We start from the raw sequence: 19,780 nt of genomic DNA, 5'->3' as shown, positions 1-19,780 counted from the left end.
GCTGGGTCGGGTTGCGACTGCGACCTGGAGGATCGGCTGGTGAGGCGGCGTCGATAGGCGTGCCCTGAGATGGCGCTATCACGCCGTGGCGACGGGATCGGCATCTTGCTCGCCGAAGCTGGGCGTCGCCCACGTCAGTTGGCGGCGTCCCGGCGAAGACGACGCCGAGGGACGATGTCCCCAGAGATACCGAGGTGCGCGGTGGCCTGGTCAAGCTCCTCGGCCAGCAACTGCTCGCTGAGGATGGAGTCAAGGATCCGGCCGGCCTGGATCAGGCAGACGACCGTCCAAATGACGTCGTTCAGGCCACTCTCCCTGGGCCTGTTGCGCAGTTCCCAGCCGCCGGCCCGTGTGCGATGGAGATACAGCTGCGCTGTCTCTCGTGTGGTGTGGGAGTAGGAACTGAGGTGCCGGTAGGGCAGATAGCCTTCCTGCTCTCCGAATGCCGCCATCAGGTCGGCGGTGTTGCGGATCTCGTTCGTCAGCCGGACAACCTCAGGGGCCGGGTGGGCGGTGCGTTCGTCGACAGCGGCACGGACCTTTGCCTCGACCTCGTCTCCCTCGACATCCCACCCAGCTCGCTTCGCGTTAGTGATCAGCTTGAGGAGCTGGTCGTCGCTGTAGGCGTCAACGGCCTGCACCGCGGCGTCGCCGCCGTCGACGAGCCAGGCCATCGCCACCGCGTGCGTCATCAGGTTCCGCATCACCGGTGCGACGACGAACCCGTTACCGTTCTTGGCCGTCTCCGCCACCACGCGGGCGGAGTCCGAAATGAGCATCCACCAGCTCCACGCCACTGGTGCCACTGCCTCGTGTTCGCGGAGGAAGCCGATGCCGCCCACTCCGGAGGCCATCCTGTCGCGGGTGGCCAGCAACTGGTCGATGACGTCGAGAGCGCGTCGGGCCGTGGCCTCGTCATGCGCAAAATCGGGCATAGCGCCAATCTATGGCGCCGTAGCCCGAAACCGCCCCACAATTTCCGACTGGACCTGGACGGCGACAGTTGTCGCGCAAATACGACACCTACCGTGCTCGGTCACACTCAGTCACCCTGGGGGCGGGCGCACTTTTGCAAGCAGGTGCTTGCAAAAGTTAGCAAGGTGCGGCAGCATCGACTCCATGGCATCACTCAACGTCGGCAACCTCGGTGAGTACCTGCGGGAACAGCGCCGCAGCGCGCAGTTGACCCTGCGCCAGCTCGCCGACGCCGCGGGAGTGTCCAACCCGTATCTCAGCCAGATCGAGCGCGGCCTGCGCAAGCCGAGCGCCGAGATCCTGCAGCAGCTGGCCAAGGCGCTGCGGATCTCCGCCGAGACCTTGTACGTGCAGGCCGGGATCCTCGACGAACGGGACAGGGGAGAGGCGGAGGTCCGCAGTGTGATCCTCGCCGACCCCTCGATCAACGAGCGGCAGAAGCAGGTGCTGCTCCAGATCTACGAGTCCTTCCGCAAGGAGAACGGGCTCGCGACGGACGACGACGGCAAAGACGCCGGCACACCTTCGAGCTGATCCGGGAGACCATCGTTATGGCCATCGCCCAAGACATCCGCAAGGCCGCCACCGACACCGCCTACGCCGCGGCCGGCGCGGCCGATCTGACCGCCGAGAAGATCGGGCAGCTCGTCAACGAGGCGCCCGAGCGCATCGAGAAGCTGCGCAAGACCGACCCCAAGGCCGTCCAGGAGAAGGTGACGCAGCAGGCCAAGGAGGTGCAGACCACGGTGAGCACCAAGTTCACCGAGATCATCGGGACCTTGGACACCGATGTGAAGAAGCTGAGCCAGACCGCGCAGGACCTGGCGCTCCAGGGCGTCGGGCAGGCCGTCGGCCTCGCGGCCGCCGCCGGTGAGAAGTTCGAGCAGCTGGCCGACCGCGGCCGCGGGGCCGTGAAGACCTGGCGCGGCGAGGCCGCCGAGGAGGTCGCGGAGATCGCCGTGGCCATCGAGCCGGACAGCGAGCCGCAGACGGACGGCCAGGCCGCCAAGGGCGAGCAGACCGAGGCCGCGCAGGCCTCCGACGCCACGGCCCAGGACGACACCAAGCCCGCTGCGAAGAAGCCCACCGCCCGCAAGCCCGCCGCGAAGAAGACCGACCCGAAGCCCGGCGAGTAGCACTCCACAGCGGTCCGGGGGCGCGTGCCGCGTGCCCGGACCGCTGTTGCGGGTACGGTGGCGCGCAAGCGTCCGCAAATGAATCGACCTTGAGGTGAGCCGCGTGTTGGTGGACGGGTTCGGCAGCGCACTGGACTGGCTCGGGGAATGGCTCCCCCGCGTGCTATGCCTGTTCGCCCTGGCCGCGGTCGTCGACGCCGCGACCACCCGCGAGGACGCCTTCCGGGCGATCGGCAAGCAGACCAAGCGGTTCTGGATCGTCGTCACGGCCCTCGCCGCCCTCGTCTCCGGGCTGCCCTCCGCCCGCTACCTGGGCGGCGGCTGGGCCTCGCTGGCGGGGATCTTCGGCGGGCTGGGATTCCTCCTCATCCTCGCCGCCCTCATCGCCACGATCGTCTACTACGTGGACGTCCGCGCGTCCCTCAAGCAGATCAACGGCCGTCGCAGCTGGCCCAAGCCGCGCCGCTAGCCACTGGGCGTGTCCGGCGGTCGGCCAGGGCCTAGCCCCAGTCGAGCAGCAGAACGGCCAGGTCGTCGGTCAACTCGCCGCCGTTCAGCGCCCGCACCTCCGTCACGGCCGCGTCCAGCAGTTCCTCGCCGCGCAGCCCCTCCTTGACCTGGCGGGTGATCAACTCCACCACGCCCTCCTGGCCGAGCCGCTGCGTGCCCTCGCCGACCCGGCCCTCGATCAGGCCGTCGGTGTACATCATCAGGCTCCAGGCAGCGCCGAGTTCGACCTGACGGCGCGGCCAGCGGGCGTGCGACAGCAGACCGAGCGCCGGGCCGCCGTCCTCCTGCGGAAGCAGATACGGGGCCTGCCCGGAGCGGACCACCAACGGGGCCGGGTGCCCGGCCAGGCACAGCCCCGCCCGCCGACCGTCCGGCGCTATGTCGACCGTGCACAGCGTCGCGAAGATCTCCTCGTCCGCGCGCTCGTACTCCAGCACCTGCTGGAGCGTGGACAGCAGTTCGTCGCCCGACAGTCCGGCCAGCGTCAACGCACGCCACGCGATACGGAGTTCCACACCGAGTGCCGCCTCGTCCGGGCCGTGGCCGCAGACATCGCCGATCATCGCGTGCACCGTGCCGTCGGGGGTACGGACCGTGTCGTAGAAGTCACCACCGAGCAGCGCCCTGCTGCGGCCCGGCCGGTAGCGGGCGGCGAACCGCAGATCGGAACCCGCCAGCAGCGGCGTCGGCAACAGACCGCGCTCGAGCCGGGCGTTCTCCTGCGCGGTCAGCCGTGACTGGGTGAGCTGCCACTGCGCGAGATCCGCGCGCTTGCGCTCCACGGCGTAGCGAATGGCCCGGCTGAGCACCCGCGCGTCGAGTTCGTCGCGGAAGAGATAGTCCTGCGCCCCGACCCGCACGGCCTCCGCCGCGCGCTCGGCGTCCCCCTCGGGGACCAGCGCGAGCACGGCCTGGCGCGGCGCGAGCCGCAGCACCGCGCGCAGCGTCTCGAACCCGTCGTCCGTCTCCCCCGGCAGGCACTCCACGCCCGCCAGGTCCAGATCGAGCAGGATGCACTGCACGTCATCGGTGAGCAGCCGCTCGCCCTCGGTGAGATTACGGGCCGTACGGACCCGGACCGGCTTGCCCGCCGTGCCCCGCAGCTCGGAGAACGACAGTGACCCACCGGGATCGTCCTCGATCACCAGCAGGGTCAGCCCGCCGTCGGGCAGCACGGCGGGCTGCTCCGCCGGGCTCGGCGCGGGTACGGGCATCGTTTCGGCTTCCTTCCCACCCCCCGAGGCACGGCCCCCACCGACCGGCGGGCGCCGAACGCGACACTAGCGGCAAGGCTTGGGCCAAAGGAATGGTGCGGAGCCACGGACCGCTGTCATATGCCCTTTGCCTGGCGGCATTTGGCGCGGGCGGGGCGAAATGACCAATGACAAACATCACGCTTTCCACTGCGCGGTGCTTTGACGTCTGCCGGGTGCGGGTCCGCTGCCGCCGACGTGGGGTGGTGTCCGCTGCGCGCAGCGGGTAGCCACCCCCACTACCCCGGCCGCACCACACCCAGAATCGGCATCGACCCCGCCCCGGCCAACGTCACCTGGCGGCCGGGCCGCGGCGCGTGGACCATCGTGCCGTCGCCCACGTACATGGCCACATGGCTGGCGTCCTTGAAGTAGATGACCAGGTCACCGGGGCGCATGTCCTTGACGTCGACCTTCGGGAGCAGGCGCCACTGCTCCTGGGACGTGCGGGGGATCGCGCGGCCGGCGGCTTCCCAGGCCCTGAGGGTCAGGCCGGAGCAGTCGAAGGTGTCGGGGCCCACCGCGCCCCAGACGTAGTTCTTGCCGATCTGCGCCGTCGCGAAGGCGACCGCCCGACCACCCTCCGTGGTCGACGCAGAGGACGCCCCAGAGGCATTCGTCCCCGCCTCCTTCAGCGTGACCGTCTTCACGGCCTCCGTGGCGAGCCACGCCCGCTGGGCCTCCCGGGCGCGTTCCTCCTCGATGCGGCGCAGCCGCTCCCGTTCCTTCGCCTCCAGCCGCTCCTCGAGCCGCTTGGCGTCCTTCAGCCGGGTCTCGATCTCCTTCTTGGCGTCCTCTTTCTTCTTCCGCTCGCCGTCGAGCTTCTTCCAGCGCTCGTCGGCGGCCTTCGCATAGCCGTCGAGCTTCTTCTGGGTGGCCGCGACCTGGGCGAGCAGCCCTCGGGTGGCCTGTTCGCCCTTGTGGGCGAGGGAGACGCCGTCGAGGAAGGAGTCGGGGGCGGCGTCGAAGAAGAGCCGCGCGCCGTCCGGCATGCCGCCGGCGCGGTACTGGGAGCGGGCGAGGGCTCCGGCCTGGTTCTTGAGGCGGGCCATGCGTGCCTGGGCCGCGGTCACCGAGCGGGCGATCTCCACGATCGACTTCTCCTGACGGGACTGCGCCTCGCTCGCCGCGTTGTAGGCATCCGTGGCGGATTCCGCCTTGCGGTAGAGGTCTTCCACTTCCCTGTGGACATCCTCCAGGCTCCGCTGCGGGGGACTGGGGTCCGCGTGGGCCACGCCCGGCGTGACGATCACACCCGTCACGACCGCACACACGAGCGCGGTCGCCACGGCCGTACGTCTGCCCCGGGTGCGGCCGAAACCCGTCACAGGCCCCACACGAACCGCCGTCGTACCCGCGATCCCGCCGCCGTTCCGCCTCACAGGACACCTCCGCGACTTCCGCCCCCACGCCTGACTTGCCGTCACACGAGGAACGGATGGTGCCACGGAGGATCGAAAACCGATAGAGATCTCTCACGGACTCGGCCGGAAACCGGCCTTTGGCCAGGGCCACCACACTGACGGCCGAGGTTCACCTCCCGTTCACTCTTCCCCATCGACCGCTTCACCTGTTCTGCCTAATTTCGACCGTGGAAGGTGCGAGCCGAACGGCCGAACAGGCCCCGCCCCCGTGCCGCCGAACACTATGAATCAGCAGGTCAGCCCGCAGGATCAAGTGCGGCGCAGGCTCGCTGGCCGCTCAGCGGAACAGCACCCCCGACCTCTCGCACGCCGCCTCGCGGCGGCTCCCGAAAGGAACACCCGAAAGTGAAGCTTCAGCGTAAGAACCGACTCCGCGCAGTCGCCCTCGGCGCCATCGCCGTTTCCGGTGCCCTGGTACTCACCGCGTGCGGCTCGGACGACAACAGCGGCGGCGGCTCCACCGGCGGGGGCACCACCCAGGGTGCGGGCAAGATCAAGTGCGAGGGCAAGGGCCAGCTGCTGGCCTCGGGCTCGTCCGCGCAGAAGAACGCCATGGACCTGTGGGTCAAGAACTACATGGCGGCCTGCAAGGACGTTCAGATCAACTACAAGCCCACCGGCTCCGGCGCGGGCATCCAGGAGTTCCTCCAGGGCAAGACCGCCTTCGCGGGCTCCGACTCGGCGCTCAAGCCGGAGGAGGTCGCGAAGTCCAAGCAGGTCGTCAAGGGCGGCCAGGGCATCAACCTCCCCCTGCTCGGCGGCCCGATCGCCATCGGCTACCACGTCCCGGGCGTGGACAACCTGGTCCTGGACGCGGACACCCTCGCCAAGATCTTCGACTCGAAGATCGAGAAGTGGAACGACGAGGCGATCAAGAAGCTCAACCCGGGCGCCAAGCTCCCCGACCTCAAGATCCAGGCGTTCCACCGCTCGGACGAGTCGGGCACCACGGACAACTTCACCAAGTACCTCAAGGCCGCCGCCGACAAGTCGTGGCCCTACGAGCCCGCCAAGGCGTGGAAGGCCAAGGGCGGCCAGTCCGCCGATGGCTCGGCCGGTGTGTCCTCGCAGGTCAAGCAGACCGCGGGCGCGATCTCGTACTTCGAGCTCTCCTACGCCGGCGCCAACTCGATCAAGACGGTGAAGCTCAACACCGGAGCCTCCGCCCCGGTCGAGGCCACCTCCGACAACGCGTCCAAGGCCATCGCCGAGGCGAAGATCGTCGGCACCGGCAAGGACCTCGCGCTCAAGCTCAACTACGCCACCAAGGCCGATGGTGCCTACCCGATCACCCTGGTGACGTACGAGGTCGTCGGTGACAAGGGCAACAAGGCCGAGACCCTGCCCGCCACCAAGTCCTTCCTGACCTACATCGCGAGCGAGGACGGCCAGTCCGTCCTCAAGGAGATGGGCTACGCCCCGCTGCCCGCCGAGATCGCGACGAAGGTCCGCGAGAACATCGCGAGCCTCTCCTGACCGTGTGCGGCCGGCCCTCGCTCACGGGGCCGGCCGCACCATCCGGTGCACCGCCGCGCCAGGAGCCGAAGCCGGCTCCGCAGACCGGAGAACCCGTGGATACAAAATGGACATAACCCCCGCAACTTCAGCAGCCCCGCCGCCCTTGTCAGGCGCCCCGGCCCCGGCCGAGCAGGCGAAGTCGGCCACCCGCCCGGGCGACCGGATCTTCCTCGGACTCTCCCGTGGCTCCGGCATCCTGCTCCTGGTGATCATGGCCGCGATCGCGGTCTTCCTCGCCGTGCGGGCCGTGAACGCCCTCTCGCACAACGAGGGCAACTTCTTCACGACCTTCGAATGGAGCGCCAACTCCACCCCGCCGGCCTTCGGCATCGCGGTGCTGGCCTTCGGCACCGTCGTCAGCTCGCTGATCGCGATGCTGATCGCCGTGCCCGTCGCCATCGGGGTCGCGCTCTTCGTCTCGCACTACGCACCGCGCAAGCTCGCGACACCGCTGAGCTACGTGATCGACCTGCTGGCCGCCGTCCCGTCCATCGTCTACGGCCTGTGGGGCGCCCTGTTCCTGGTGCCGCACCTCGGCGGCCTGTACAGCTGGCTGAACGACTACCTCGGCTGGACCGGCATCTTCGCGTACCACGACGGTGCCGCCCGCTCGCTCTTCACCATCGGCATCCTGCTGGCGATCATGATCCTGCCGATCGTCACCAGCGTCAGCCGCGAGGTCTTCCTGCAGACCCCGAAGATGAACGAGGAGGCAGCGCTCGCGCTCGGCGCGACCCGCTGGGAAGTGATCCGGATGTCGGTCCTGCCGTTCGGCCGCTCGGGTGTCATCAGCGCCTCGATGCTCGGCCTCGGCCGCGCCCTCGGCGAGACCATGGCCGTGGCGACGGTGCTCTCCCCGAGCTTCCTGATCGGCAAGAGCCTGCTCGACCCGGGTGGCGGAACGTTCGCTCAGAACATCGCGAGCAGTTTCAAGGAGTCCGGTGAGATCGGCAAGGACGCCCTGATCGCCTCGGGTCTGGTGCTGTTCGTGCTGACCCTGCTGGTCAACGGTGCCGCCCGGATGATCATCGCGCGCCGCAAGGAGTACACGGCATGAGCGTGACCATGGACAAGCCGCCCGTCGCCGACGGCGCCCCGCGCCCGTACACCCTGCACCAGCCCCGGCTGCCGCGCTGGACCCCGCCGGCCCTCGCGCTCGGCGCGGTGGCCGTGGCCGTCGGCATCGGCCTCGGCGCCGGGCTCGGCAGCCGGATCCAGTGGGGCCTGATCGCCGGACTGCTCTTCGTCATCGGGATGTACGCCCTCGCCACCCGCGTCGAAGGCCGCCGGCAGGCCAAGGACCGCCTCGCCACCAGCCTGGTGTGGGTCTGCTTCCTGTGTGCCGTCGTCCCGCTGATCTCCCTGGTCTGGGAGACCGTCGCCCGGGGCATCAAGGTCCTCGACGGCGACTTCCTCACCCACTCGATGTCCGGTGTCCTGACCATCCAGCCCGGTGGCGGCGTCTACCACGCGATCATCGGCACCCTGGAGCAGGTCGGCATCGCCACCGCCATCTCGGCCCCGATCGGCCTGCTGACCGCCATCTACCTGGTGGAGTACGGGCGCGGCCGGCTCGCGAAGGCCGTCACGTTCTTCGTGGACGTCATGACGGGCATCCCGTCGATCGTCGCGGGTCTGTTCATCCTCAGCTTCTGGATCATCATGCTCGACTTCGGCTACTCCGGCTTCGCCGGTTCGATGGCCCTGTCGATCCTGATGATGCCCGTGGTGGTCCGCTCCACCGAGGAGATGCTCAAGCTCGTCCCCAACGAGCTGCGCGAGGCCTCCCTCGCCCTGGGCGTACCCAAGTGGCGCACGATCCTCAAGGTGGTCCTGCCCACCGCCATCGGCGGCATCGCCACCGGTGTGATGCTGGCGGTCGCCCGCATCGCCGGTGAGACCGCCCCGATCGTGCTCCTGGTGTTCGGCTCCCAGGTCATCAACAACAACCCCTTCGACGGAGCCCAGTCCTCCCTGCCGTACTACATCTACGAGCAGTGGGCGGCCGGCAACGAGGCCAGCTACGACCGCGCCTGGGCAGCGGCCCTGGTCCTCATCGCCTTCGTCATGATCCTGAACCTGGTGGCCCGCGGCATCGCCCGCTGGAAGGCCCCGAAGACCAGCCGCTGACGCGGTCACGAAAGAAGTTGATTCACATGGCCAAGCGCATCGACGTCGGCGGCCTGAACGCCTACTACGGCAGCCACAAGGCCATCGAGGACATCTCGATGACCGTCGAACCCCGCTCCGTGACCGCCTTCATCGGCCCCTCCGGCTGCGGCAAGTCCACCTTCCTGCGCACCCTGAACCGCATGCACGAGGTCACCCCCGGCGGCCGTGTCGAGGGCAAGGTGATGCTGGACGACGAGAACCTCTACGGCCCCGGCGTGGACCCGGTCTCCGTGCGCCGCACGGTCGGCATGGTCTTCCAGCGGCCGAACCCCTTCCCGACCATGTCGATCTACGACAACGTCGCCGCGGGCGTCCGGCTCAACGGCGGCCGCGTCCGCAAGGCCGAGCTGGACGGCATCGTCGAGAAGTCCCTCCAGGGCGCCAACCTCTGGAAGGAGGTCAAGGACCGGCTGAACAAACCGGGAGCGGGCCTCTCCGGCGGTCAGCAGCAGCGTCTGTGCATCGCCCGCGCGATCGCCGTCGAGCCGCAGGTCCTGCTCATGGACGAGCCCTGCTCGGCGCTGGACCCGATCTCCACCCTCGCCATCGAGGATCTGATCGGGGAGCTGAAGGAGCGCTTCACGATCGTCATCGTGACGCACAACATGCAGCAGGCGGCCCGCGTCTCGGACCGTACGGCGTTCTTCAACCTCGCGGGCGTCGGCCAGCCGGGCAAGCTCGTCGAGATCGACGACACCGAGCGGATCTTCTCCAACCCGTCGGTGCAGGCCACGGAGGACTACATCTCGGGCCGCTTCGGATAGACCGGTCCCCTCCCCAGCCGCCTTGCGGCGCTGCATGGCGGTGCCGCCGCAAGGCAACGGGCCCGCCCCCTGTGACTACCAGGGGGCGGGCCCGTGTCCTTCACGCGCCGCTCAGGCGCGGGATCGGCTCACCCGAAGGCGAGGTACACGATCCAGTAGCTGAACGCGGCGACCGCCGCGGCAGCCGGCATGGTGATGAACCAGCCGAGCACGATGTTCTTCGCGACACCCCAGCGCACCGCGCGCGAGCCCTTGGTCGAGCCCACGCCCATGATCGCGGAGGTGATGACATGCGTGGTCGAGATCGGCGCGTGGAACATGAACGACGCCGTGTACATGACCGACGCCGCCGTCGTCTCGGCCGCGAAGCCCTGCGGCGGGTCCAGCTCGATGATCCGGCGGCCCAGCGTCCGCATGATCCGCCAGCCACCCGCGTAGGTGCCGAGCGACAGCGTCAGCGCACAGGCCACCTTGACCCAGACCGGGATCGCGGCGCCCGCGTCCTGCACATCGGCGATGACCAGGGCCATCACCACGATGCCCATGGTCTTCTGCGCGTCCTGGAGACCGTGGCCGAGCGCCATGCCCGCCGCCGAGACCGTCTGCGCGATCCGGAAGCCGCGCTTGGCCTTGTGCGGGTTGGCCTTCCGGAACATCCACATGATCACGACCATCACCAGATAGCCGAGGAACAGCCCGACGAAGGGCGACAGGAACATCGGGATGACGACCTTCTCGAGGACGCCCGACCAGATGACGGTCGTGCCTCCCGCGAGAGCCGCGCCGACCATGCCGCCGAACAGCGCGTGCGAGGACGACGAGGGCAGCCCGAAGTACCAGGTGATGAGGTTCCAGGCGATCGCGCCGATCAGCGCGGCGAAGAGGATGCCCATCCCCTTGTCGCCCACCGGCGTCTCGATCAGGCCCTTACTGACGGTCTTGGCGACCCCGCTGCCCAGGAAGGCACCGGCGAGGTTCATCACCGCCGCCATCGCGAGGGCCGCGCGCGGGGTCAGCGCCCGCGTGGAGACCGAGGTCGCGATGGCGTTCGCGGAGTCGTGAAAGCCGTTGGTATACGTGAAGCCGAGCGCGACCGCGATGGTCACGACGAGTGCGAACGTGTCCACCGGGGGTCAGGACTCCTTGACCGCGATGGTCTCGACGGTGTTGGCGACGTGCTCGAACGCGTCGGCCGCCTCCTCCAGCACATCGACGATCTGCTTGAGCTTCAGCACCTCGATGGCGTCGTACTTGCCGTTGAAGAGCTGGGCGAGGAGCTTGCGGTGGATCTGGTCCGCCTGGTTCTCCAGGCGGTTCACCTCGATCCAGTACTCCGTGAGGTTGGTCATGGTCCGCAGGTTCGGCATCGCCTCGGCGGTCAGCTCCGCGGCCCGCGCGAGGACCTCGATCTGCTGCTCGACGCCCTTCGGCAATTCCTCGACCTGGTAGAGGACGACCAGGTCGACCGCCTCTTCCATGAAGTCCATGATGTCGTCGAGCGAGCCGGCGAGGGTGTAGATGTCCTCGCGGTCGAACGGCGTGATGAAGGAGGAGTTCAGCTGGTGGAAGATCGCGTGCGTCGCGTCGTCACCCGCGTGCTCCGCTGCCCGCATCCGCTCGGCGATCTCGGCCCGGGCGGAGGTGTCCGCTCCGAGCAGTTCCATGAGGAGCTTGGAGCCCGTGACGATGTTGTCCGCGGACGCGGCGAACATGTCGTAGAAGCTCGTCTCCCTGGGGGTCAGACGAAAGCGCACGTGGGATCCTCGGGGTGCAGCGGATTCGGTCTCGTTGATGCTAGGCGCATCATCCGGCCACAGCTAACTGGCATTCCCTCAGTGTCGCCCATCGGGCAGAGTGCTTGCCCAGGCGGTACCGCCTCCTGGCCGTCTTCCGGCCGTCTTCGTCGATAAATTTCGGTACCATATACCCGTCGGGGGTATACACCGGGGTATGCGAACCGTTATACGCACCGCATAGTCGTCGTATACAGAGTGCGTGCACCGTGGGTAAGCGCCGCACAGCGCTCCGCGACACCTTTGTCCGCGACGCGGGGATACATCCGCGACGGGACGCATCCGCGACGGGCAGAACGACGGAGGACGCCATGACGACCACGGAAGCCGCAGTGACCGGCACCACCGAACCGTCGGACACGGTGCCCTGCCACGGCGCTCCCGCCGAGCAACCCGTGGGCCCCCACGGCTACAGCAAGCAGAAGGACCAGCACCTCAAGCGCCTGCGCCGGATCGAGGGCCAGATCCGCGGCCTCCAGCGCATGGTCGAGGAGGACGTCTACTGCATCGACATACTCACGCAGGTCTCGGCCGGCACCAAGGCCCTGCAGTCGTTCGCCCTCCAGCTGCTGGAGGAGCACCTGCGCCACTGCGTCGCCGACGCGGCCCTCAAGGGCGGCGCGGAGATCGACGCCAAGGTCGCCGAGGCCAGCGCGGCCATCGCCCGCCTGCTGCGCACGTAGCACCTGGGGAGGGCGAGCCGATCAAGCCCGTCCGGCGCTTGAGGACCGGGGTCCGGGGCGGAGCCCCGGGGAGCTCCCGCCGGGGGTCAGCCCGAGGGGCCACTTGCCGGGGGCTCAGCCCCCGTCCGCATCCCCGCGAGTCCGCCGGGGGACGACGCGGAGCACTTCATCGATACGGTCCGGGCTGAGCCGCTCCTCGTCCACGCTCGATGCGGCGATCATCAGCTCACCGTAGAGATCGATCTCGATGAGGGCCACGGGATCCTGCCCGCCGGACGAACCGGGTTGCGAAACCACGTGTTCACCTCCTCGGGTCGTCGGTCTTCCGCTCTGCTCTTCATTGGTCTCTTTACATATTCTTTGCTTGCGGCCCAGCACTCGGTTTACCAGCGTAGTGATCGGTACACACTCCGCGCATGGCACAGATGGACCATTTCCATGGCCAACTACGCCCTGCCGCACTATTTCTGCGGCGAACCGACCTTCCCCGCATAGATATCGCCGGGCGCCGGCAGAACGACCCTGACCCCCGTACCGAAGGCGGAGAGCCGGACGGTGGAGACGACGACCATCGGGGTCGCGGCGGGCGAAGGGCGCACCGCCGTGGCCGTGGCGGCAGCGATCGCCGTGGCCGTCGTGGCCCCGCCATCGGCCTCGCTCCTGGCCCCGCTCCCGTCGGCCGCCGGATCGCCGCCCGCGCCGCCGTCCCCGGTATCGCCCCTTCCGCTCTCGACGCTGAACCGGTAGCGCAGCTCGCGCGGTCTGCCCTGCGCGTCGATGAGAACGTCGAACGCCACTGTGCCGCTGGAGAACCCTTTCGCCGCCGCGGCGAGCGGCCCCCGGTCGCGAACCGGCGCCGCGCGCGCGGCGCGGCCGAGATCGATCGTCCCCCAGTAGTGACCCACACGCACCCCGCCTACCCGCTCGTCCCGCATGTACGTCACCTCGCGCGCGCCTCCGAGCAGTCCGGCCGCGGCGAGCGGATCGGTGGCCCCGCTCGTGAGGAGATTCCCGTCGGGGAGCGCGGCCGTGTCCAGCCGTACCCACTTGTCGGCGGGCACCCCCGCGCCGCGGTTCTTCATGTACAGCCCGCCGGGGGTGAAGACCTCGGTGATCGGCCGGTGTTCGGCGGCCCCGGTCGCGTCCTCGGGCAGCAGCACGGTCAACTCGCCGACGGGCCGGGCGAAGTCGTAGACACCCGAGCCCTGAATCGTCAGCCGGGTGCCGCCGCTGACGGTCTCCATGGACGTGACGACCTTCGCGCCGCCCTCCCGGGCGAGGGCGGCGGCGGCCCCGCGCACGGTGGCGAGCGCCCGGCCCGGGTCGATCACGGCACCGGTCCCGTGGACCGGCCGGGCGGAGTGGGGCCGCCCGGCCCGGCCGGCCTGCGGCTCGTAGGCCGCGGTCATCGGGGAGCAGCCGGACACCAGCAGAGCGACGGCGACACCGCCCGCGACCGCGGTGGCGACGACCGCGCCCCTGCGTCTTTGCCCTCGCACCACCATGACCGCCAGCCCCCTACCGAAAACGCTGTGGACCCCGATCGTTCAACGACTGCGTGGGTGTCACCGTCACGGCCGGGTAGCGTGGTCACGTGTCCGACGCAGCCCCCGCGAACCAGTCCGCGCTCCCGCCCGCCCGACGAGCGGCGCGGCACCCCGCCGAGCACCACATCAGCACGACCGAGAGAGGGTCGTTCTGCACGGCCCGCTGCAGCTGCGGCTGGTCCGGACCCGCCCGCCGCGCCCGCTCCCTCGCCCGCGAGGACGGCGCCGGCCACCTCGCAGCCACGGACGACCGATAGCAGGCCGATAGCCGGCCGATAGCTGCCGTCTACAGGGAACCGCCCGCCCATGTGCGTCATCTGTCCAGGCAGGTACAGCACGCATCACGTACCGCGCGAAGCACGTACAGGGCGACAAGGGGCGGGCAGGCGACATGGCCATGGACAGGCGCAAGCTGTTGGCGACGGGGACGGGACTGGCGGCGGCCGGCGTATGGGCGGCGTCGTGCGCCGACGACACCTCCCAGGCGACCCCGGCCCGGATGACGAACGCGAGCCGGTCCACGTCGGTGACCGCCGCCTCCAAGGCCAAGCCGGCCGACTGGACCGCCCTCGGCAAGGGCCTGTCCGGCGGCATCGTCCGCCCCGGCGACGCCGATTACGCGGCCGCCCGCCAGCTCTACAACACCCGCTTCGACAGCCAGCGCCCCGCCGGTGTCGCCTATGTCGCCGGCACCGGCGACATAGCGCAGTGCCTCGCCTTCGCCCGCCGCCACTCCATACCCGTCTCCATACGCAACGGCGGCCACAGCTACGCGGGTTGGTCCAGCGGCACCGACCGCCTCGTCATCGACGTCTCCCGGCTGAAGTCGGTCCGCACCCCCACCGCCTCCACCGCCGTGATCGGCGCGGGCGCCAAGCTCATCGACGTCTACACCGGCCTCGCCAAGCACGGCGCCACCATCCCGGCCGGCTCCTGCCCCACTGTCGGTGTCTCCGGCCTCACCCTCGGCGGCGGCCACGGTGTGCTCTCCCGGGCCTACGGCCTGACGTGCGACAGTCTCACCGGCGCCACCCTCGTCACGGCCGACGGCAAGACCGTCGAGTGCGACTCCTCCCGCAATACGGACCTCTTCTGGGCGCTGCGCGGTGCGGGCAACGGCAACTTCGGCGTCGTGACCGAGCTCCGCTTCCGCACCCGCAAGGCATCGGACTGCGTGACGGGCTATCTCTCCTGGCCCTGGGCGAAGGCCGCCGACGTGATCCGCGCCTGGCAGGAGTGGGGCCCGACCCGGCCGGACGAGATCTGGTCCGCGTGCGACCTGGCCGTGGCGGCGGGCGGCACCCCCCGCGTCTCCGTCGTCGCGTACTCCCTGGGCACGTACGGCGATCTGGAGAACGCCCTGGACGAGCTGGTGCGCAAGGTGGGCAGCGCCCCGAAGAAGGGCCTCGGGCTGCGCCGCCGGGGCTACCTCGACTCGATGCGCGCCTACGCGGGCTGCGGCGACAAGACCCAGACCCAGTGCCATCTGCCGGGCAAGACCCCCGGACGGGAGTCCTCCGGTGCGCTGCAGCGGGAGACGTACGCGGCCCGCTCCGACTTCTACGACCGTTCGCTCCCGGCGGCCGGCATCCGCGCGCTGCTCGACCAGGTGGAACGATTCGGCAAGAGCGGTGGCAGCGGCGGCGGCTCGATCCAGCTGACGGCGCTGGGCGGCGCCGTCAACCGTGTGCAGCCCCTGTCGACGGCCTTCGTGCACCGCCGGTCGCGCTTCCTCGCGCAGTACCTGACCTCGTGGGCGGCGGGCGGCTCGGGGACGAAGCAGACCACGTGGCTGGACGGCACCCACACGGCGATGCGCCGCTTCGCCTCGGGTGCCGCGTACCAGAACTACGCGGACGCGAGCCTGAAGGACTGGCGCAAGGCGTACTACGGGGACGCTGCGGACCGGCTGACGAAGATCAAGGGGAAGTACGACGCGGGAAGGCTGTTCACCTTCCCGCAGGCACTGTGACGGCGTTTCGTCAAAGGGGCTCAGGCCGCGAGGTCGTTGTCCCGGTGCCGGGGGTGCTCGGGGAATCCCGCGTCGGCCCCGGCACCGCTCCCGGTCCGTGCCATCACGGGCCGGGGCGCCTTGGCCGACCGTACGAGCCAACCGGCCCGCGAACCGCCGACCGTCCTGGCCAGCGGCGTGAGCAGCATCATCGCGAGCGGTGCGAGCAGCAGGGCGACGGCCGTGCCGAGGGCGAGGCCGCCCACGACGTCGGTCGGGTAGTGCACGCCCATGTAGACGCGGCAGAAGCCTTCGAGCAGCGCGAGGCCGATCCCGACGAGCCCGTACTTGCGGTGGGCGACGAAGAGGCCGACGCCCAGCGCCATGGTGAGCGTGGCGTGGTCGCTGACGAAGGAGAAGTCGGTCTTGCCCTTGACCAGTACGTCGAGCCCGCCGTGATCCACGAACGGGCGTGGTCTTTTGACGAACCCTCGGATCGGGATGTTCACGAGCAGCGCGATCCCGGCGGCGAGCGGCGCCCACACCAGCGCGGCGACCCCGGCGGGCGCGTCCTCGCTCTTACGGACGCTCCACCAGGCGAAGAGCATGAGCACACCGAGGCCGAGGACGATGCCGAACTCGCCGACGAACTCCATGGTCCGGTCGAGCCAGTTGGGCGCGTCCTTGGCGATGCCGTTGATCTCGTAGAGCAGGCTGACGTCGGGGTTCGATCCACCCCTGGCCTCTGGCATGGGGTGCCCCATCACGAGTCCAGCCATGTCCCACGGCCCCTATCTGTCGCCTGTTTCCACGTCCAGCTGCCGACCCCCGTGGTCCGTGCGCCCAGCCCCGGCGCTGCTTCCCCACTCCCCATGGAACGCCCTGATCCAGCCAGGCGTTCCACCCTCAACCCAAAGATCACCAGGACGTTATCTAAGGGTGACCCATCGTCGCAGCTCAGGGTGCGGCGTTCATGCGTTGTTCGTACGAGGCAACGCTTTGGCGCCGTCTTCGGTCACTCTCGTCGCACCGATGTAATCCGGTGTGTCGATTTTGTCGAACCGGATCACCGCCCCCGTATACGGCGCGTTGATCATGTACCCGCCGCCCACGTACAGCCCCACGTGGTGGATGCTGCGCGGATCCTGCAGGTTGTGCGCGAAGAACACCAGATCACCGGGGAGCAGCTCGTCCCGCTTGGGGTGGGCTCCCGCGTTCCACTGGTCGTTCGCCACGCGCGGCAGCTCGATCCCCACCGACTCGTAGGCGGCCTTCGTCAGCCCTGAGCAGTCGAAGCGCCCGTTGTCCTCCTTCGTGCCGTTGCCGCCCCACAGATAGGGCGTCCCGAGCTTCTCCTGCGCGAAGTAGATCGCCCCGGCCGCCCGCTGCGAGGGCGCCACCCGCCCGACGGGACGCGCGAAGCTCTTCTCAAGGTTGCGGATGGATTTCACATAGCCTTGGGTCTCTCTGATGGGCGGCACACCGCCCGCCTTGATGACGCGGTACGGGCCCGCGTTGTAGGCGGCGAGCATGTTGTCCGTGAGGTTCCCCGGAACGCCCTTCACGTCGCCTGACAGCGTGCAGTCGTACTTGGCGGCGGAAGGGATCGCATCGGCTGGATCCCATACGCTCCGCTTACCGTCCCCGTTACCGTCGATACCCTGCGTCGCCCATGTCTCCGGGATAAATTGCGCAATGCCCTGAGCCGCGGCGTGGCTCTCCGCGGTGGGGTCCCAGTTGCTCTCGGTGTAGAGCTGGGCAGCGAGGATCGCGGGGTTGAGCGCGGGGCACAAGTTGCCCCATTTCTGAACAATTGACTGATAAGCGGCCGGAACGGAGCCTTCGGCGAGCCCAATCGCACCCGAACCCGGGCTGCCGAGCTTCCAGGCAGCCGAATACACCCCGAGAACGAGCAGCCCGATGAAGCTCAGGCACATCCCGATTCCAACACCCACGCCCACCCAGAGCTTGCGCACCCGTCAACCTTGCCCCATCCAGCCGTGATTCACCCCCGGTTCCGGATTCGCGCCCGGCTACTTTGCGACAAACCCATGGCACGCGATGCTCGTGTACTCCTTCGCGCTCTTGACGTGCTGAAAGAGCACCGTCCAGTTGCCGGGGTCGTTCGAGAGGGGGATGGCTGCCGAGTACGGCTTGCCCCGGAACATCTGCTGAAAGTCGTCGGGGTAGGTGAGCTCCACAAAATCCGAGCCGTAGCCGCCCGGGTCCTTCGGGATGATGTCCACCGGCTTGCTGGTGTAGCCCAGGCTGAGGTTGCCTTGGCGCAACCCCTCGAACGGCTTCCCCGTCTCGCGATCGATCTCATGCGGCGGCTTGACGGCCACCGAAAGGTAGTACGGCTTCCGCTCGGCGACCTTTGCGTACTTGAAGCGGAATGAGATCTTCACTTTGCCGGACATCTCTGTGGCAGCCGGATCCGCCGGGTCCGCGATCGCGAACTGAAATTGTTCGGCTCGTTCCTCGGCCGGCAGGGCGCATGAACCCTCGCCATGACTGGCCCCCTCCTGGGGTGTCCAGAAATCACGGACAGGAGCAGTGGCTTCGATGTAGCCGGGCTCCTTGTCGCTGCCACTGGGAGTCGCAGCGGCAGTGGATGCGGACGTCGGTCTGGTCTCCCTCGTGCCCTTGTGCGAGGAGTCGCTCCCCCGCCCTCGGTCGCCCACCACTTGGGTCGCGATCCCGGCCCCTGCCGCAACAGCCGCCACGGCGACTGCAACCGTGATCCACACGGTTCGCCGGGATCGGTGCCCCTGTGGCTCAGGCTGTGGCGCGCTGGGCGCCAGCGTAGGTACGTACCCCCGCACCGGAGGCACGCCCTTCGCCCCCAACCCCGTGAGGAGCCGATAGACGGGGTCGTCAGCCAACGAAGAGGTCACGGCGCACCGGTTAATGATGCCGACGGGATCGGGCCGCCGCCCCGGATCGCCGTCCACGCACTGCCGAATAAGCGCCGCCAGCCCGGGCTCGACTCCCTCCACATCGATTTCTCCGTGGACCACCCGGTAAGTGACGGACTCCATCGCGCCCTCGCCGTACGGCGGGCGCCCCGTCGCCGCCGCCGCCATAGTCGCGCCCAGCGCGAACACGTCAGCGGCGGTGCTGACATCATTCCGCGTGATGACCTCGGGTGCTGCGAACCCTGGCGTACCAGGTGCCGTTCCGACCTGGGTGAAGGCGGCCTGCCCGGCCACGCGTGCGATCCCGAAGTCGATGAGCTTGGGCCCCACTGAGGAGAGAATGACGTTATGGGGCTTCAGGTCACGGTGCGTCACCCCGTGTGCATGCACGTTAGCCAAGGCCTCGGCGAGCGCCGCGAACAGCCGGAAGCACGTATCGGACGGGAGCGGGCCCCGCTCGGCTATCGCCTGGACCAGGGTGGGCCCGGGCACATACTCGGTCGCGAGCCAGTATGGAGTCGTCTCCAGCGAGGCGTCGATGAGATTGGCGGTGTACGCGCTCCGTACCGCCCGTACCGTCTCGACCTCACGTCGGAACCGCGACAGGGCCTCGGCGGACTCGGCGAAATCCTCCCGGATCAACTTGATCGCGAGCTGCCGTCCACCGGGTGACCTCCCGAGGTAAACCTGTCCCATGCCACCGGCGCCGAGCCGGGCAAGTACGGTGTGCGCACCGATGCGCGTGGGGTCTTGGGGGCGTAATGTCTCCACGGAGCGGAACTTTAGCCCCGGGTCCGGACAGCTCAGCGCAAGAGCCGGTACCAGAACGCCTTACCTGATCCCAGCCGTCCCCGGTACACACCCAGACGGCGACGCAGGCTTCGATACGGAGAAGCCTGCGACCGGATCCGGCGCCGCCCGCGTGACCCGCCCGCCGAGTAGAGGGTCTGGGCACTCCGCCATGGGCGAGCACCCGCCAGAAGTCAAGCCGCAGCCGAATCAGCGCAGTAGCGAACGCGTAGGAGCTGCAGACACAGCCGGACCGGGTCCATCAGCTTGCAGAGCATCCTCGTGCCCGACCTAGCGTATGGCGCTCGCTGCTCTCCCATGCTCGAAACGGCGCACTGGGCAAGCCG

20 protein-coding genes are annotated in these 19,780 nt (G+C 69.0%); 10 read left to right on the top strand and 10 right to left on the bottom strand.

Annotated elements, in window-relative coordinates; translation table 11 throughout:
- Positions 1-134: 134 nt before the first annotated feature.
- On the bottom strand, positions 135-935 hold the full coding sequence (locus tag AB8O64_RS20690; protein WP_370420569.1) for a hypothetical protein: 801 nt from the start codon (positions 933-935) through the stop codon (positions 135-137).
- Between the two features lie 184 nt (positions 936-1,119).
- On the opposite strand from AB8O64_RS20690, the gene AB8O64_RS20685 reads away from it, so the two are divergent.
- The 3 genes from AB8O64_RS20685 to AB8O64_RS20675 all read left to right on the top strand — a co-directional run bounded on the left by AB8O64_RS20685 (position 1,120) and on the right by AB8O64_RS20675 (position 2,580).
- A complete protein-coding gene (locus AB8O64_RS20685) occupies positions 1,120-1,509 on the top strand; it encodes a helix-turn-helix domain-containing protein (RefSeq protein WP_370420567.1) in 390 nt (129 codons plus the stop codon).
- A gap of 17 nt (positions 1,510-1,526) precedes the next feature.
- Positions 1,527-2,111, top strand: coding sequence for a hypothetical protein (locus AB8O64_RS20680; RefSeq protein ID WP_370420565.1), 585 nt, complete (start codon positions 1,527-1,529; stop codon positions 2,109-2,111).
- 103 nt (positions 2,112-2,214) lie between these two features.
- A complete protein-coding gene (locus tag AB8O64_RS20675) occupies positions 2,215-2,580 on the top strand; it encodes a DUF2516 family protein (protein WP_209516076.1) in 366 nt (121 codons plus the stop codon).
- Between the two features lie 31 nt (positions 2,581-2,611).
- Here the strand turns inward: AB8O64_RS20675 and AB8O64_RS20670 are convergent, their stop codons facing one another.
- Both AB8O64_RS20670 and AB8O64_RS20665 read right to left on the bottom strand, forming a co-directional pair.
- Positions 2,612-3,835 (bottom strand): PP2C family protein-serine/threonine phosphatase, encoded by a 1,224-nt coding sequence (locus tag AB8O64_RS20670; protein WP_370420563.1) that lies wholly within the window; start codon positions 3,833-3,835, stop codon positions 2,612-2,614.
- A gap of 278 nt (positions 3,836-4,113) precedes the next feature.
- Positions 4,114-5,163, bottom strand: coding sequence for an NlpC/P60 family protein (locus AB8O64_RS20665; RefSeq protein ID WP_370420561.1), 1,050 nt, complete (start codon positions 5,161-5,163; stop codon positions 4,114-4,116).
- Positions 5,164-5,643: 480 nt separating this feature from the next.
- Here AB8O64_RS20665 and pstS point away from each other — a divergent pair, with 480 nt between their 5' ends.
- From pstS to pstB, 4 genes are all read left to right on the top strand, one after another.
- Positions 5,644-6,774 carry a phosphate ABC transporter substrate-binding protein PstS gene (gene pstS / locus AB8O64_RS20660; RefSeq protein WP_370420559.1) on the top strand — a complete coding sequence of 377 codons (1,131 nt, stop codon included), beginning with the start codon at positions 5,644-5,646 and terminating at the stop codon, positions 6,772-6,774.
- A gap of 106 nt (positions 6,775-6,880) precedes the next feature.
- Complete coding sequence (gene pstC / locus AB8O64_RS20655; protein ID WP_370420557.1) at positions 6,881-7,873, top strand: phosphate ABC transporter permease subunit PstC; 993 nt, start codon at positions 6,881-6,883, stop codon at positions 7,871-7,873.
- A complete protein-coding gene (gene pstA, locus AB8O64_RS20650; protein WP_370420554.1) occupies positions 7,870-8,946 on the top strand; it encodes a phosphate ABC transporter permease PstA in 1,077 nt (358 codons plus the stop codon). The genes pstC and pstA overlap by 4 nt, the downstream gene beginning before the upstream one ends.
- A 26-nt stretch (positions 8,947-8,972) precedes the next feature.
- Entirely contained in the window at positions 8,973-9,752 is a 780-nt protein-coding gene (gene pstB / locus AB8O64_RS20645) for a phosphate ABC transporter ATP-binding protein PstB (protein WP_130879236.1), read from the top strand.
- Between the two features lie 128 nt (positions 9,753-9,880).
- Here the strand turns inward: pstB and AB8O64_RS20640 are convergent, their stop codons facing one another.
- On the bottom strand, positions 9,881-10,879 hold the full coding sequence (locus tag AB8O64_RS20640; protein ID WP_361934757.1) for an inorganic phosphate transporter: 999 nt from the start codon (positions 10,877-10,879) through the stop codon (positions 9,881-9,883).
- A 6-nt stretch (positions 10,880-10,885) separates the two neighbouring features.
- The gene (locus AB8O64_RS20635) at positions 10,886-11,506 is read right to left on the bottom strand and encodes a DUF47 domain-containing protein (protein ID WP_030367109.1); all 621 of its coding nucleotides are present in this window, start codon (positions 11,504-11,506) and stop codon (positions 10,886-10,888) included.
- A 350-nt stretch (positions 11,507-11,856) separates the two neighbouring features.
- On the opposite strand from AB8O64_RS20635, the gene AB8O64_RS20630 reads away from it, so the two are divergent.
- A complete protein-coding gene (locus AB8O64_RS20630; RefSeq protein WP_370420551.1) occupies positions 11,857-12,228 on the top strand; it encodes a metal-sensitive transcriptional regulator in 372 nt (123 codons plus the stop codon).
- Positions 12,229-12,342: 114 nt separating this feature from the next.
- Here AB8O64_RS20630 and AB8O64_RS20625 read toward each other — a convergent pair whose 3' ends face one another.
- Complete coding sequence (locus AB8O64_RS20625) at positions 12,343-12,525, bottom strand: hypothetical protein (RefSeq protein ID WP_370420549.1); 183 nt, start codon at positions 12,523-12,525, stop codon at positions 12,343-12,345.
- Between the two features lie 164 nt (positions 12,526-12,689).
- Positions 12,690-13,733, bottom strand: a complete 1,044-nt coding sequence (locus tag AB8O64_RS20620) for a hypothetical protein (protein WP_370420547.1) — start codon at positions 13,731-13,733, stop codon at positions 12,690-12,692.
- Between the two features lie 89 nt (positions 13,734-13,822).
- On the opposite strand from AB8O64_RS20620, the gene AB8O64_RS20615 reads away from it, so the two are divergent.
- Positions 13,823-14,032 carry a hypothetical protein gene (locus AB8O64_RS20615; RefSeq protein WP_356454389.1) on the top strand — a complete coding sequence of 70 codons (210 nt, stop codon included), beginning with the start codon at positions 13,823-13,825 and terminating at the stop codon, positions 14,030-14,032.
- 140 nt (positions 14,033-14,172) lie between these two features.
- On the top strand, positions 14,173-15,747 hold the full coding sequence (locus AB8O64_RS20610) for an FAD-binding oxidoreductase (protein ID WP_370423910.1): 1,575 nt from the start codon (positions 14,173-14,175) through the stop codon (positions 15,745-15,747).
- A 20-nt stretch (positions 15,748-15,767) separates the two neighbouring features.
- Here the strand turns inward: AB8O64_RS20610 and AB8O64_RS20605 are convergent, their stop codons facing one another.
- The 3 genes from AB8O64_RS20605 to AB8O64_RS20595 all read right to left on the bottom strand — a co-directional run bounded on the left by AB8O64_RS20605 (position 15,768) and on the right by AB8O64_RS20595 (position 19,415).
- A complete protein-coding gene (locus tag AB8O64_RS20605) occupies positions 15,768-16,478 on the bottom strand; it encodes a phosphatase PAP2 family protein (RefSeq protein ID WP_370420544.1) in 711 nt (236 codons plus the stop codon).
- A gap of 219 nt (positions 16,479-16,697) precedes the next feature.
- Entirely contained in the window at positions 16,698-17,702 is a 1,005-nt protein-coding gene (locus tag AB8O64_RS20600) for an NlpC/P60 family protein (RefSeq protein WP_370420542.1), read from the bottom strand.
- 57 nt (positions 17,703-17,759) lie between these two features.
- The gene (locus AB8O64_RS20595) at positions 17,760-19,415 is read right to left on the bottom strand and encodes a serine/threonine-protein kinase (protein WP_370420540.1); all 1,656 of its coding nucleotides are present in this window, start codon (positions 19,413-19,415) and stop codon (positions 17,760-17,762) included.
- Positions 19,416-19,780: the final 365 nt, after the last annotated feature.

The sequence above is a fragment of the Streptomyces sp. QH1-20 genome (genome assembly GCF_041283565.1).
Lineage (GTDB): Bacteria > Actinomycetota > Actinomycetes > Streptomycetales > Streptomycetaceae > Streptomyces > Streptomyces syringius.
Note: the sequence above shows the minus strand (reverse complement) of the source record. Positions and strands in the feature narration are given on the sequence as shown.